This window comes from Algibacter agarivorans (assembly GCF_039543245.1).
Classification (GTDB): Bacteria; Bacteroidota; Bacteroidia; order Flavobacteriales; family Flavobacteriaceae; genus Algibacter_G; species Algibacter_G agarivorans.
Genome location: NZ_BAABJJ010000037.1, coordinates 94,147 through 108,305 on the forward strand (window position 1 = coordinate 94,147; position 14,159 = coordinate 108,305).

The window sequence follows — 14,159 nt, forward strand, 5'->3', positions numbered from 1 at the left end:
AACACTTTAAATTATGAAAATTATATCCAATTCACTGATGAAAAATTTTTATATTTTAATTGATAAACTTAGGCTGGATAATTATCATAGCCCATGCCCAGTTTTGAGTAGCTTTTACCCCCGGTATATCTGATATATCTCCAGGCTCGAAGAAGTGAGAATAACCTCCTACTAACTTAAATTCTTTGAATTTTTTAGCCAAAATCAAGTCTATTTCTGTGCCTAAATCTTTACTATCAAAGGCATTGAAATCAGAATGCTCAGTAAAGTAGTGTCCTGCTACTGTTACGGCAACTCCAGAAATTTTAGTTTTGTATGTTAACTGTAAGTCTTTTAAACCGCCAGCATTTGCGTGATTACCAACATAGAATCTATCGATTAAACCATTAAACGCATGGTTTGTCCCGTATAGTGGAAAGAATGCTGCCGATTCACTGTTTCTTCCTGAAATCACTTCATATGTTAAACCAAGAGAGTTTTTATCATCCACCTTATAAGTACCACCTAAACTCGCTAAAAAAGCACCTTTAACATCTGCTCCTCCAATTCTTTCTCCATCTTGGATGAATAAGTTTGAGGTTAATGATAAATCACCTAATTTATAATCGGCATGTAAACCAGCTGTAATTAAACTAGACTTGTTTGCGCCATCTACAGTAGAATTTTGAAACGTATTTACTAACCCTAAGAAAGATATATTAAAATCGCCAGATTTTTTATTCGCTCTTACGAATGCCATATCTCTATAAGAAAATAGTGTTGAGTTATTATAAATTTCATCCATTGTTGTATTCAAAGCACCACCAATGTCTAAATTATATCCGTTTTTACTGAATTTGTAAACTGCAGCATCATGCGTTCTTGCTTGTTGCGCCCATCCTAGTCCACCAAGAATTCTTTGGTCATCATAAGATAATGGCTGGCGACCAAGTTTCAAACTTGAATTAGCACCTAATTTTAAATCAGCCCAAGCTTCTTGAACTCTAAAATTACCATTGCCATTAGTAGCAATTTGTGTTCTATCTCCAAATGCAAATACTTCTTGAAAGCTAGTAAATACCGTGTAAGTTTCGGCTTTATATTTCGCTTTAATTGCTGCTCTTACTGTTGTTCTGATAAAACCTTCATCAGCATCCGTAGCGGTTTGTGCAGGAAAACTTCCTCCTGTGAAATTACCACCGTTACCGAAGTATTCTGAACGCGGTCTAAATTCTCCTTCTAATGTAAATTGCGCTTGTGCAAATTGCATGCACGCTAGCAATAATCCTAAAATTACGTATTGTTTTTTCATTGTTACTTGTTTTTAATTTCTGATTGTTTTGAGTTATTGTTTTTTTTTATTTAAATCGTCGCAAATATAAAAAGATATAAAAGTCTTAATTATGACATATCTCATGTTTACCAATGTCTAAATTACTTTTGCAACTTATTATTTTCTTCAATTAATGTTCTAGAAAGTCTATTAAATGCTTTCGGTATTTGTAATAATCATCGTGTTCTAATACTGATTTACGAGTTCTTGGTCTTTCAAAATCAATATCTAAAATATCACCTATTTTAGCTTTAGGCCCGCTAGTCATCATCACTACTCTGTCTGCTAAAAAGATAGCCTCATCGACATCGTGGGTAATCATCACCGCTGTAATTTTTTCTTTATTCCAGATTTCTATAAGTATATCTTGAAGTTCGCCTCTTGTTAAAGAATCTAACATACCGAAAGGTTCATCCAACAATAATACCTTAGGTTTTATAGCGAATGCTCTAGCAATCCCAACACGTTGTTGCATCCCTTGAGATAAATCACTTGCTTTTTTATTAAAAGCATCTTCCAAACCTACTTTTTGCAAGTAATATTTCGCAATATCATTGCGTTGTGCTTTTGTTGCATGAGGAAAAACCTGATTGACACCTAATAATACATTCTGTAACGAAGTCATCCAAGGCATTAAACTTGGTGATTGAAAAATAACGCCCCTATCTGGGCCTGGGCCTTTAATATGTTTTCCTAAAACCGCAATATTTCCTCCTGAAATAGGATTTAATCCTGCAATCATTGAAAGCATGGTCGTTTTACCACAACCGGAATGCCCAATAATGGTCACAAATTCCTCTTTTCGTATTTGAAGATTTAAATCTTCCAGAACTATGTAATCTCCTTTTGGTGTTGGATATACTTTCTTAAGGTTTTTCAAATCCAACATCACTTCATTCGAAGGAAAAAGACCATTATCAGTAAAACTACTTGTTGTTTTATTTTCTATTATAGTACTCATATTATTCCTTATTTAAACTGATTCACAAAATCTTTCGGACTCAATTCCGGCAGCACAAATTCTTCATTTGCTTCCGATTTTCTCTCATCCCCTATATCCATCAAGTATTCAATAATCGCATTTCTTGTTTCCTTGAAATTAGCATTATCATTCATCTCAGTCTTATCACGAGGGCGGTCAATATCAATTTTAAACTCAGGTCCCAAAGTTGCATTTGGTCCTGGACGTAACGGAATAATACGATCTGCCATATAAATCCCTTCGTCTACATCGTTGGTAATTAATAAAGCTGTACGCTTATCTTTCCCCCAGATGTTCAAAATTTCATCTTGAAGATTTCCGCGAGTTAGCGCATCCAACGCACCAAGAGGTTCATCCATAATGATCATCTCTGGTTTCATGGCTAAAGCTCTGGCAACCGCAACACGCTGTCTCATCCCACCAGATAATTCATTCGGACGTTTACTAATCGCTGGTGTTAAACTCACCATATCCACGTAATCCGCAACAATATCGTTTAACTCCTTTTTACTTTTCTTAGGAAACGCTTCTTTAACGGCCATATATACATTTTGTCCTACCGTTAACCATGGTAACAAGGAGTAATTCTGAAAAATCACACCACGCTCATGACTTGTCCCTTGTATAGGTTCTCCTTTAAACAAAACCTCCCCTTTGGTTGGCTCGATCAAACCATTAATCAAATTAACCAAAGTCGTTTTTCCACTCCCAGTAAAACCAACAATCGCAACAAACTCACCTTCCTCAATCGACAAATTAATGTTCGAAAGCACTTCCGTTTCGTTCTCGCCTTGTCCGTAAGACTTATAAATATTATTTAATTCTAAGTATGCCATTTTTTCTGTTTTTTATTTGGGCGTTACCACAAGGGTCGGGCTTTCCGTTCCAAGTCCTCGCACCTCCTACGTCGGGCTGTGGGCTTTCCTCTGCAATCCCTAACGCGGGTTAGTCCGCAGGTGTCAGTTTTCAGTAAGCAGTCAGAAAACTATCTTCTAACTTCTTTAATTTAAACCCACCCCTAGCCCCTCCAAAGGAGGGGAACTCTCACTCATATGGTTTATTCTTTTATCAGAGAACAAGCCAAACTTCCGTCTTCCGTCAACCGTCTTCCGTCTTTTTTAAATCGCGTCTGTTTTATCAAAAGACACCCAGTTTTGTATCGTTAACATTAATCGGTCTAATAAAAACCCTATAATACCAATAACAAACATGGCAACAATTATTTTTGCATTCGAGTCGTTTGCACCATTTTGGAATTCCTCCCAAACAAACAATCCTAAACCAGGACTCTGTGCTAATAATTCAATGGCAATTAAAACCATCCACGCAACAGATAAAGTAATTTTCAAACCTGTAAATATTAATGGTAAAGATGATGGCAACACCACTTTAAATATTTTTTGAAAAGGCCCTAATTTTAATACTTTTGCAACGTTGATATAGTCTTTATCCACACTAGAAACACCCATTGCCGTATTTACCAAGGTTGCCCACATAGAACATAAACCAACACTAATAAATGAAATAGTAAACGAGCTATCTTCATTAGAATCTATAAGCAATGTTTTAACAATCATAAAAACCAGTAAATACCAAACTACGGGAGATACAGGTTTAAAAATTTGAATAAACCAGTTAAACGAACTTTTTATAGTTGGGCTTAACCCTATAAATATTCCAAGTGGTACAGCAATAAATAAGGCCAATAAAAATCCAGCAAAAACTGTTTTTAAACTTCTAAATATTTGATCAACAAATGATGGTCGTCCTGTATAGGTAATTGCGTCCAAACCATCTGCAACCCGCTTTTCATTTAAAGCAGCTGTTTTTTCTATAAATGCCGCTTTATCAGCGCTAATAATGTTATGGTCTCTTAGTAAGGATTTATAAGATCCCCAAACCTGAATAGGTGATGGCAATGTATTTGGTTGACAACTAGACTCTCCCGAAGCCATACATGCACGTAATGCATCGGCAGCTTCTAGCCCTTGATCGTTAAGTGCTTTTTCTATTTTAAATTCTGCTTCTATGTTATATAAAGACTTTGCGCCCGAGTGCCACAGTCCAATAAATAGTAATATGGAAGCAAGCGGTACGACAACTTTACGTAGGAAATTTTTAAAATCTTCCTTTTCTAGCTTCCCAGTAAATAGGTCTTTTAATGTGCTAAAAAAACCTAAGCCCATAAATTTGGTTACTTTTCCTAATGTTAAACTTTGCTTCATCAGTGCTTTGTTTTAGTGTTACTCTTACTTAATATTGATGTTCGTCATGCTGAAACAAGTTCAGCATGACGAAAACCTTGTTTTCTACTGTACAGCCTTATCCTTGTTACCAATTTTAAAACTGTTTATGTATGCAATTGGATCTTTAGCATCGTAAGATGTTCCATCTATAAAATCAGCTGTTACTGGTTTGTATCCATCTGTTGTTGGGATATCTACTGCAGGAATATGTCCTTCTTCAACTAAAAGTTTTGCTGCTTTTGTCCAGATACCTGGTCTGTATATATCTTTAATCGTATTTGCATACCAATCTGCTGGTTTAGCCTCTGGAATTTGTCCCCATCTACGCATTTGCGTTAAGAACCAAATACCATCAGAATAGAAAGGATATGTTGCATTATACTTATAGAATACATTAAAATCTGGCATATCACGTTTGTCTCCTTTTTCAAATTCAAAAGTACCCGTCATTGAATTAGCTAATACAGCCTCTGGCGCACCAACATATTGAGACATTGATAATATTTTTACAGCTTCTGGCCTGTTTGCTGGTTCATCTAACCACTTCCCTGCTCTAATTAATGCTTTAGTTACAGCAATGGCCGTGTTAGGATAGTCTTCAACAAACTTCTCGGTCATTACAAATACTTTTTCTGGGTTGTTTTTCCAGATATCATAATTTGTTACAACTGGCACACCAATACCTTTAAATACCGCTTGTTGATTCCAAGGTTCGCCAACACAATAGCCATAAATTGTTCCTGCTTCAAGAGTAGCTGGCATTTGTGGCGGAGGCGTTACAGATAATAAAACCTCTGCATCAATTTGTCCTTGTACGTTATCTGCTGTGTACATGCCTGGGTGGATGCCTGCTGCTGCTAACCAATATCTAATTTCGTAGTTATGTGTAGACACTGGGAATACCATACCCATTTTAAAAGCTTTACCGTTTGTTTTGTATTCATCAATTACCGGCTTTAAAGCTTCTGCTTTAATGGGATGAACTGGTTTTCCATCCGCTCCTTTTGGTACATTTGGTTTCATTTTAGACCAAACATCGTTTGAAACAGTAATTCCGTTACCATTTAAATCCATTGAAAATGCTGTTACTAATTTTGCTTGACGTCCAAACCCTGCACCTGCAGCAATAGGCTGACCCGCTAACATATGCGAACCATCTAACTGACCATCAATGACACGATCTAATACGTTTTTCCAATTTGATTGTGCTTCAACAGACACAAATAATCCTTCATCTTCGAAGAAACCTTTTTCTTTAGCAATGGCTAAAGGTGCCATATCTGTTAATTTGATAAAACCAAATGTTAATTGTGGCTTTTCAATGTCTAATGTTTTTGTTTTTGTAGTTGCCGTTGCTGTGTTTTCAGCTAAGGTTGTTTTCTTCTCTTTACCACCGCAAGCAAGCAGTAAGGCTGCTACGGGTAAAATCCAAGTTGTACGTTTTAGTAGAGATTTCATAAGTTTGTTTTTATTGATTTTTAATTGTCTTATGTAACCTTTGTGGATTAATCTCATTTTTAAACTATGTTTAAAAGATTCTTTTAATCCAGTCGGTTTCATTTTTATGTTTTTAAATTAATCTAAGTATTAATACTTATTCGGTGCAAATATATACGTAGACTAACTTCTATTTTATGGTTATACCCATGTTAAAACCTCTTTTTAAAACATGAAAAAACCTGCCAAAAAACAGGTTTAAATTCCAATCAACTAAATTTCAAAACATTAAAACCTATACTTACAATTAAGTAAGCCTACGTAGCATATAATTTTTTAATCTAATTTTTGAAATTGAATACCTAATAATGTGTTTTAGGAAATACATTAACTCTAGATAATGAAGTGCTTTTCCTTGGCATTGTAAGAAAAAATATCGTTCTTCGTTTAATTCTTGATAAAAAACATTAAAATAGTTTTTATTAGAGAACTGTTGGCAATAATGTGAATAAATCCAAGAACAATCATTGAATGAAAGTACTTTTAGATACTAACATAATTATTCACAGAGAAGCGAACAGAGTTGTAGAGCACGACATTGGACAACTATTTAATTGGATAGATAAGTTACATTACGAAAAATATATTCATCCAATTACAATTTCTGAAATTGATTCTTATCAAAATAAACAAGTAGTTGCCACTTTTTCAATAAAATTAGATAGTTATAATAAAATTAAACATCAACTTCCTTTTTCGGAAAACACACAAAGTGTAAGTGATGAATTTGATGTAAATGATAATGATATTAATGACACTCATCTATTAAACGAAATCTATGAAGGCCGAATAGATTTATTAATTACACAAGACAAAAAAATACACACTAAAGCCTCTAAACTTGGACTTTCGGACAAAGTATTTAAAATTCAATCATTTCTCGAAAAAGTCACATCTGAAAACCCTGAATTAGTTCAATACAATATCCTTGCAGTTAAAAAAGCTGACTTTGCAGAAGTTGACATTAATGATAACTTTTTTGATAGTTTCCGAGAAGACTATAATGAATTTGATAATTGGTTTAAATCAAAATTCGACAAGGTTTGTTATGTATGCTACAGCGACAATTGCCTAACAGCATTTCTTTACATAAAAGTTGAAGAAAAAACGGAAAATTACTCTGAAATAAAACCAATATTCGAAAAGAAAAAAAGACTAAAAATTGGAACCCTAAAAGTAATTAGTAATGGATATAAAATTGGGGAAAGATTCTTAAAAATTGTATTTGATAACGCAATTCAATATAAAGTTGATGAAATATATGTTACTGTATTTGATAAAAGACCAGAGCAAGGACAATTAATAGATATGCTTAAAGGTTGGGGTTTTGTAGAACACGGAATAAAATCGACCAAAAACGGAGATGAAATTGTTTTAACGAGACCTTTTGGAAAAGCTTTGCCAATTGACATTAATAAACCTAAACTCTCTTTTCCTTTTTTCTCTAGAAAAACTAGAAAATACATCATCAAAATCGAACCACAATACCACACGGAATTATTTCCTGACAGTATTAATACTAGAGAAGATAAATCAAAATACACAGAGAACGAACCTCATAGAAATAGAATAGGAAAAGTATATATCTCACATTCATTTGACAGACATCTTCAACCTGGAGATATTATTATCATTTATAGAATGGGAGAAACCAAACCGAAAAAATATTCAAGTACCGTAACTTCAATTTGCATTGTAGAGCAAGTAATTAAAGATATTAAGTCGTTTGACGAATTTTACAAAGCTTGTTACAGACGAACTATGATAAAAAAAGAAGAACTTGAAAAGAATTGGTGGAACAAGAAAAAATATAAACCTTTTGTTATAAAATTTCTATACGCTCACTCTTTTCCAACACCAAAGCCTACACTAAATGATTTAAATAAAATCGGTGTAATTCCTGACATAATGAATATGCCTCGTGGATTTATAGAAATAGACAATAATCAGTTCAATAAATTAGTTAAATTTGCTTACCAACGAAAATAAGATATGAAAGTAGTTTTATCAATTAAACCAGAATATGCTTTTAAAATATTTGATGGCACTAAAAAATTTGAATTTAGAAAAGCTATTTTTAAAAACAATGATGTAAAATCTATAATTGTTTATGCTTCATCGCCAGTACAAAAAGTAATTGGCGAATTTGAAATCGGTAAAATCTTCAATAATGACCTCGAAACACTCTGGAACTTAACAAAAGAACATTCGGGAATTACAGAAGATTTTTTTTATGAATATTTTTCAGAGAGAGAAAAAGGTTTCGCCATTCAAATTAAGAATAAGAAAAAATATAAAGAACCTAAATGTTTGAAAGCAGATTTTAATTTACATCCACCTCAATCATTTGCATACGTGAAATAAAACACTATTGCCACAACTTTAAACAAACCTCTCCAAAAATAAATCATCATTCGGTTTAAAAACGAAATCCAGCAAACACCCGCGTTAGTCTGGCCTGCTGGCAGGCAGGAATTGCAGAGGACATCCTTTTTTAAACCATTGCAACAACATCGATCATTTAAAACTAAAAATAACAGATTGCTATACTTCGACTTCGCTCCAGCTATTCTAAATCAGGTTTAGGCTGTATAACGTCACGAAATGTTGGCGAATTTTCGGTAATTCTTCCTGCTCCCTTTTTATTGATTTTGAAGGTAACATCTTTTGTTGTGGTAAATAAAAGCACAGATGTAAACGATGTTCTGAGATGTGATTTCAAAAACACAAAAGCCTCTTCTAATGTAAGCTCATTTTCCTCATCCTCGGTCTCTCTTGATTGGTAGCGTAATTTCACTAAGACTTTAAAGCCACCTTCAGAAGACAATGGTCTAACAAATATGTTTTTCAAGTCTGGCTTACCAATGGTCTTTGCCATAGTTAATTTGGCAAAACGCCCTTCTTGGATACTTTGTTTTACTTGTTCCCAGAAAAGAACAAACACATCTTGGTACGGCATAAACTAAGGATTGAAGATAAAATATTTTGAGACTACAAAAGTAATATTAATAAATCAAAACAAATCCGAAACAGAACTAAACGTTAAACGAACTTTCAAGAAAACAAAACAACATTAAGATAAAACTATAAACGAGCAAATAAGTGCGTTAGGGATTGTAGCGACATCCTTTTTAAACCTTTGAAGGTGTAATTTAATGTAGAACTATAAATTGCAGATTGCCACGTCGCTTACTCCTCGCAATGACGGTTCAAAAAGATATAGCGAAAAGCCCGACCCCTTTTCGGGGTAACGCCCAAACCACAATAGATTTCCTTCTTCAAGGAAATAAAAAAAATATTGCTAAAGCATTTAAGCATCTAAGAAATAGTGATGTTCGGAAATTTCGTTTTTTAGCAATTGCACATTTACAATGCCAATTTTTTTGCCTTGAGTTGTGATCAACCCTTCTTTTTTAAGCACAGAGAAAACACGTATAACTTGCTCTTCTGTAGTGCCAGCATAATCGGCATATTCTTTTCTACTTAGAAGTAAATTGATGTAACCTCGGAGGTCGCCGAATTTCCGGTGTATATACAATAAGCTATCGATGACACGTTCGCGAACCGTCATTTGAGAAATGGATTTTACTTTGTTTTCGCTCTTGTTGAGCTCGTTGGCATAAAACAACATCATTTCGTATGCAAAATTTGGGTTTTTAAGTAACGCTTCTTGAAGATGTTCCTTTGAAAAATAATGCAACTCTGTGTCTTGCAGTGCAATGGCTCCAATGGAATAATACTCTTGTGTACCAAAACCACGGTGTCCTACAATTTCGCAAGGTTTGGCAAAACGTACAATTTGCTCACGACCGTTAATGCCTGTTCTAAACACCTTTACGGTACCACTTTTTATAAAAAACAATCCGTTTACTGGAGCGCCTTCCATAATGAATTGCTGACCCTTTTTACAGTTAAGTATGGCATTACTTTGTGGTAGTTTTGAGTTAAAAAGAGCTTCTGAGTTATTATGAATGAGACAATTTGTACTTCTACAAACCTTACAAGTCGCATCTGGAGATGGCTTGATTTCAAAATTTTTAGATGTAGATGTTTGGTGCATTATGAGTTACATTAAACTCAAAATTAAGTAATAATACTTAGTTTATAAACTTCTCTAGGTATTTTTATGAGTCTAACAAAAAACAGCAACCGAAATTAATCGATTGCTGTTTTTTTGTGCTTTAAATAATAAAATTATAAAGTACTGCTATTTTTTATAGCGTAGTCTTCCTGATTCTATTCTAATTGCGGTTTTTGCTAAAATGGTAAATATAAAGGCTCCCATGGCCCAAATACCTATGGTAACTCCAACTTCTATCTTGGTTGGTAAATATTCAACTATTTTACCATAAGGTCCTGGAATAAACCCAGGTACAATGAGCCCAAAACCTTTTTCTATCCATATCGCAACAAAGAGCAATATACATGCAAAGAACAATACTCTCATGTTCTCCCTTAGTTTCTTAAAAGTTAGAATTAAAGTAGCAATAACATTCATTGAAATGGCTGTCCAAATCCATGGCAAAAGTGCAGACTTACCATCAAGCCCAAAGAATAAATAATAAGCACTTTCACTATGATGTGTTGGTGCATAAAACTCTTTGAATAATTCAGAAATTAGCATGATGATATTAATTTGCGCCGCAACTGCAACAATCATTGCTATCTTGTTGATGGTTTTAGTTTTTATTTTAAATTCCGTGTAGGTTCTTATAATCGCTAAAACTAAAATTATTAAAGCAGGACCTGCAGCAAATGCTGATGCTAAAAAACGAGGCCCTAATAAGGCATTATTCCAAAAAGGACGCGCTTGTAAACCCTGATATAAAAATGCAGTTACTAAATGAATAGCCACAGCCCATAACACGGAAAGAACAGCACCAGGTACATATATTTTCGGATTTGGCACTTTGCCCTGATAACGTCTAAAAAGAATATAAAAAGGAATACTAATATTTAAAAACAGATAGCCGTTTAAAACAATAACATCCCAAGTTAGCATAGAGTTCGGGAAATTAAACACCCCTATACCAGGTATCATATGCCAAAGTACAGAAGGCCCTCCCATATCGGCTACCACAAATGCCAAACACATGATAAGTGCAGCCACAGCTAGCCCTTCACCAATAAGTACGGCTTGTTTAAAATCTATATCTTTAAGTACGTAGGTAGGCATAACGAGCATAACCGCCGCTGCTGCAACACCAACTAAAAAAGTGAAATTGGAAATATATAACCCCCAACTTACACGATCCGACATGCCCGTAACACTCAAACCATGTTCCAATTGCACAGAATAACAATACATGCCAACTAGCATGACAAATGTTAAAAATCCCATCCAAAGATTATACTTACGAGAACCCGAAGTAATAGTATCGAAACTATCTCTAACTAAACTTTTAAAAACTTTTAATCGTCGCATGTTAACTATTTTATAACTCTTAGTTTTTATTTTTTTGGCGTCCCACTCCCGATAGCTATCGGGAGGTCGGGCTTTCCGTTACAAGTCCTCGCACCTCATTCGTTGGGCCGTGGGCCTTCTTCTGCAATCCCTACCTGCCGGCAGGCAGGCCTAACGCGGTTGCATCCACCAATTCCTTTTCTTCCTAGTTTATTCGTTTAACCATCTCAACAATTCAACGCATAAACATATATCTAGTCCATAAAATACCAGAACTTAGGCTCTGTACCCAAATCTTCTTTAAGCCTAAACACTTTTTTATTTTCTAATACCCAACGAATCGTACTATTAGGGTCTAATAAATTCCCGAATATTCTAGCACCAGTAGGGCACGCTTCAACGCATGCAGGGTTCTGTCCCTTTCTAGAGCGTTGCACACAAAACGTACATTTTTCCATCACGCCTTTTTTACGCATTCTATTCCCTAAATAATGTTGATTTTTATTTATTTCGTTTTCAGGAACTTCTGGTTTACTCCAATTAAATCGTCTACCATCATACGGGCAAGCTGCCATACAATATCTACAACCTACACACCAATCATAGTCAATAACCACCAGTCCATCATCTTCTCTCCAAGTAGCTTGTACTGGACAAACTTCTACACAAGGCGGATTATCACAATGGAAACACTGCGTTCCCATATAAAAATGACCTTCGGCCGGTACTTCATGATAGTAATTATCATCAGCTTCATTAAACTTAAAGCCATTACCATCTTTCATTTCGTGGATTCGGATATACTGCATTTGAGAATCTCTATCTTGATTATTCTCCTCAATACAAGCATTAACACAATCCATGTATCCTTGACACTTCGAGATATTAAAAGCATAACCAAAAAGTACATCTTCTTTGGCGTTTTCGGCAGTCATACTAATATTTTTACCAGTTCTTAGCTCATAAGAACGCATCAATCGTTCAACAGTGCCACTTTTTTCTTCATCGGTCATCAGTTTATAGTTCCCTTTAAACTGTTCTTCCCAATCTATCTGTGCTTTTTCTTTGGTATCATCACCTGTAGTCACACTACACGATGTAGTTACTGCTCCTGCACCTATTAATAAACTAGCCGTTAGCTTTTTAAAAGCTGTCCGCCTATCCATCTTAACATCAAAAACTTGTTCAAAACCATCTTTTTTGACTTCACCTCCAATTGAGGCATCTACTGCAGCTTCTAAAAAAGCTTCATCACTCATTTCTGAACTGTGACTACCACAACCTCCAGATGTTTTTCCACACCCACAAGATCCTGACGCTTCTTTTTTCTTATTGAAACCTAAATCTAATGAATACCATTTTTTATTTTCGCTCATACCTTAATTTTTAATGCTCTAAACCTTCGTGTGCCTCATCAATTTGTTCTGTGTTAAATCGAGAAGGCCATCTCGTCTCAAAGCTTGGACTATGTGGATTATGACAATTTACACAGGTAAAAGACGCTCTTGGAGGTGCCCATCCACCAATTCTTTTTCCGTGTGCGCCACCCTTCCAATCTTCAAATTGTGTGGAGTGACATTGTGAACATAATTTATAACTTGAATTAAAATCCACCGTATTACCTGTAAGGGTATTCAGGTTATTCATATCATTACCATTATGGCAAGTTGCACAATTCATGGTATTGCCATCAGCGTGTGCCAAATTAATATCCCAATGTGCTTTCTTAGCATCTTTACTTTTTAACTCACCAACAGGTTTTGTATGACATTCGATACATGCAAATGATTTAATCTGACTCTTTCGTTCAGGAATTAAAAAAGTATGCCCCCCTTCTGTAACCTCTATAGTTTTAATATCATCTATATATGTTTCGGAAGACAATGAAGTACCGTGGTAATTTTTACTTTCACCTTCTATTTTATCATGTAAACTATGATATTCACCTTCTCCATGTTTACATGAAAAAAGTACAACCAGAAGTGTACAACTTAGAATATATATATAGTGCTTTCTATTCATCATTACTGCTATTGGTTCTTGTAAAAGGCTTTATTTCTCTAACCACCCTATCTGTAGGCACATGACACTGGCGACAATTAATACGCTCAGGATGTGTTACCCTAATTTCTTCTGGTGCTGCTGGTCCTGCATGACAAGACAAACAATTCTCGCGCATTTGTATTTGGTGCGGAATCATTGGTGGCGTTCCAATTAAAGCATTATTTACACCCACTTTTGGGGCATGAACTTTAGCTAAATTAGAAGGCTTAAAAAGTGTATTACTATTTTGAGCGACATGACATTGCCGACAATTAATCATTTCGGGATGCGGCGTAACTGGCGCATAAGCATTAAATTTTTCTACAAACCCTCCATTTTGATGGCATTGCAAACAGGTATTACCTCCTAAATTTTTCTCATCCTTAATAGCATGAGGGATACTAGGTGGCGCACCGTGATATGCTCTATTATCATAATAAGAATCCAGTGTTCTTTGATGGTTTTTATCTACAGGCATATTTGCATATTCTAAAGCAAATTCTGAACGTTCAAAAACACCACGCTCCGAAGGAATGTATGTTTTATACTGACTTTCTTCTATTATAGGAATATAAGCTTCTTCTTTTCCTGTTTGATAACTGAAATTCCAGATAATAATAAAGGCTATAAATAACAATACAAAAAGTGATATGATTCCGAGTCTCTTTTTCATAA

The 14,159-nt window shown here is 34.9% G+C and carries 13 protein-coding genes; 2 read left to right on the plus strand and 11 right to left on the minus strand.

The window, feature by feature from the left end:
* Nucleotides 1-55 precede the first annotated feature (55 nt).
* The 5 genes from ABD935_RS13115 to ABD935_RS13135 all read right to left on the minus strand — a co-directional run bounded on the left by ABD935_RS13115 (nt 56) and on the right by ABD935_RS13135 (nt 5,998).
* Nucleotides 56-1,291 (minus strand): alginate export family protein, encoded by a 1,236-nt coding sequence (locus ABD935_RS13115; RefSeq protein ID WP_345192614.1) that lies wholly within the window; start codon nt 1,289-1,291, stop codon nt 56-58.
* A gap of 151 nt (nt 1,292-1,442) precedes the next feature.
* Complete coding sequence (locus ABD935_RS13120) at nt 1,443-2,273, minus strand: ABC transporter ATP-binding protein (protein WP_345192616.1); 831 nt, start codon at nt 2,271-2,273, stop codon at nt 1,443-1,445.
* A gap of 8 nt (nt 2,274-2,281) precedes the next feature.
* Nucleotides 2,282-3,130 carry an ABC transporter ATP-binding protein gene (locus tag ABD935_RS13125; RefSeq protein ID WP_345192618.1) on the minus strand — a complete coding sequence of 283 codons (849 nt, stop codon included), beginning with the start codon at nt 3,128-3,130 and terminating at the stop codon, nt 2,282-2,284.
* 282 nt (nt 3,131-3,412) lie between these two features.
* Nucleotides 3,413-4,519 (minus strand): ABC transporter permease, encoded by a 1,107-nt coding sequence (locus ABD935_RS13130; RefSeq protein WP_345192620.1) that lies wholly within the window; start codon nt 4,517-4,519, stop codon nt 3,413-3,415.
* A gap of 84 nt (nt 4,520-4,603) precedes the next feature.
* Nucleotides 4,604-5,998, minus strand: a complete 1,395-nt coding sequence (locus ABD935_RS13135; RefSeq protein ID WP_345192622.1) for a CmpA/NrtA family ABC transporter substrate-binding protein — start codon at nt 5,996-5,998, stop codon at nt 4,604-4,606.
* Nucleotides 5,999-6,508: 510 nt separating this feature from the next.
* Between ABD935_RS13135 and ABD935_RS13140 the strand changes: the two genes are divergently transcribed.
* On the plus strand, nt 6,509-8,026 hold the full coding sequence (locus tag ABD935_RS13140; protein ID WP_345192624.1) for a PIN domain-containing protein: 1,518 nt from the start codon (nt 6,509-6,511) through the stop codon (nt 8,024-8,026).
* A 3-nt stretch (nt 8,027-8,029) separates the two neighbouring features.
* Nucleotides 8,030-8,401, plus strand: coding sequence for an ASCH domain-containing protein (locus ABD935_RS13145; protein ID WP_345192626.1), 372 nt, complete (start codon nt 8,030-8,032; stop codon nt 8,399-8,401).
* A gap of 202 nt (nt 8,402-8,603) precedes the next feature.
* Here ABD935_RS13145 and ABD935_RS13150 read toward each other — a convergent pair whose 3' ends face one another.
* The 6 genes from ABD935_RS13150 to ABD935_RS13175 all read right to left on the minus strand — a co-directional run bounded on the left by ABD935_RS13150 (nt 8,604) and on the right by ABD935_RS13175 (nt 14,157).
* Nucleotides 8,604-8,996, minus strand: coding sequence for a hypothetical protein (locus ABD935_RS13150; protein WP_345192628.1), 393 nt, complete (start codon nt 8,994-8,996; stop codon nt 8,604-8,606).
* Between the two features lie 351 nt (nt 8,997-9,347).
* The gene (locus ABD935_RS13155) at nt 9,348-10,097 is read right to left on the minus strand and encodes a Crp/Fnr family transcriptional regulator (RefSeq protein WP_345192630.1); all 750 of its coding nucleotides are present in this window, start codon (nt 10,095-10,097) and stop codon (nt 9,348-9,350) included.
* 147 nt (nt 10,098-10,244) lie between these two features.
* Complete coding sequence (dsrP, locus tag ABD935_RS13160; protein ID WP_345192632.1) at nt 10,245-11,462, minus strand: sulfate reduction electron transfer complex DsrMKJOP subunit DsrP; 1,218 nt, start codon at nt 11,460-11,462, stop codon at nt 10,245-10,247.
* A gap of 233 nt (nt 11,463-11,695) precedes the next feature.
* A complete protein-coding gene (locus tag ABD935_RS13165; protein ID WP_345192634.1) occupies nt 11,696-12,817 on the minus strand; it encodes a 4Fe-4S dicluster domain-containing protein in 1,122 nt (373 codons plus the stop codon).
* Between the two features lie 10 nt (nt 12,818-12,827).
* Nucleotides 12,828-13,466 carry a cytochrome C gene (locus ABD935_RS13170; protein WP_345192636.1) on the minus strand — a complete coding sequence of 213 codons (639 nt, stop codon included), beginning with the start codon at nt 13,464-13,466 and terminating at the stop codon, nt 12,828-12,830.
* The gene (locus ABD935_RS13175; protein ID WP_345192638.1) at nt 13,456-14,157 is read right to left on the minus strand and encodes a nitrate reductase cytochrome c-type subunit; all 702 of its coding nucleotides are present in this window, start codon (nt 14,155-14,157) and stop codon (nt 13,456-13,458) included. The genes ABD935_RS13170 and ABD935_RS13175 overlap by 11 nt, the downstream gene beginning before the upstream one ends.
* Nucleotides 14,158-14,159 lie beyond the last annotated feature (2 nt).

Coding starts and splice junctions, on each gene's coding strand:
- ABD935_RS13115 (WP_345192614.1), bottom strand. CDS start 1,291: ATGAAAAAACAATACGTAATTTTAGGATTATTGCTAGCGTGCATGCAA.
- ABD935_RS13120 (WP_345192616.1), bottom strand. CDS start 2,273: ATGAGTACTATAATAGAAAATAAAACAACAAGTAGTTTTACTGATAAT.
- ABD935_RS13125 (WP_345192618.1), bottom strand. CDS start 3,130: ATGGCATACTTAGAATTAAATAATATTTATAAGTCTTACGGACAAGGC.
- ABD935_RS13130 (WP_345192620.1), bottom strand. CDS start 4,519: ATGAAGCAAAGTTTAACATTAGGAAAAGTAACCAAATTTATGGGCTTA.
- ABD935_RS13135 (WP_345192622.1), bottom strand. CDS start 5,998: ATGAAATCTCTACTAAAACGTACAACTTGGATTTTACCCGTAGCAGCC.
- ABD935_RS13140 (WP_345192624.1), top strand. CDS start 6,509: ATGAAAGTACTTTTAGATACTAACATAATTATTCACAGAGAAGCGAAC.
- ABD935_RS13145 (WP_345192626.1), top strand. CDS start 8,030: ATGAAAGTAGTTTTATCAATTAAACCAGAATATGCTTTTAAAATATTT.
- ABD935_RS13150 (WP_345192628.1), bottom strand. CDS start 8,996: ATGCCGTACCAAGATGTGTTTGTTCTTTTCTGGGAACAAGTAAAACAA.
- ABD935_RS13155 (WP_345192630.1), bottom strand. CDS start 10,097: ATGCACCAAACATCTACATCTAAAAATTTTGAAATCAAGCCATCTCCA.
- dsrP (WP_345192632.1), bottom strand. CDS start 11,462: ATGCGACGATTAAAAGTTTTTAAAAGTTTAGTTAGAGATAGTTTCGAT.
- ABD935_RS13165 (WP_345192634.1), bottom strand. CDS start 12,817: ATGAGCGAAAATAAAAAATGGTATTCATTAGATTTAGGTTTCAATAAG.
- ABD935_RS13170 (WP_345192636.1), bottom strand. CDS start 13,466: ATGATGAATAGAAAGCACTATATATATATTCTAAGTTGTACACTTCTG.
- ABD935_RS13175 (WP_345192638.1), bottom strand. CDS start 14,157: ATGAAAAAGAGACTCGGAATCATATCACTTTTTGTATTGTTATTTATA.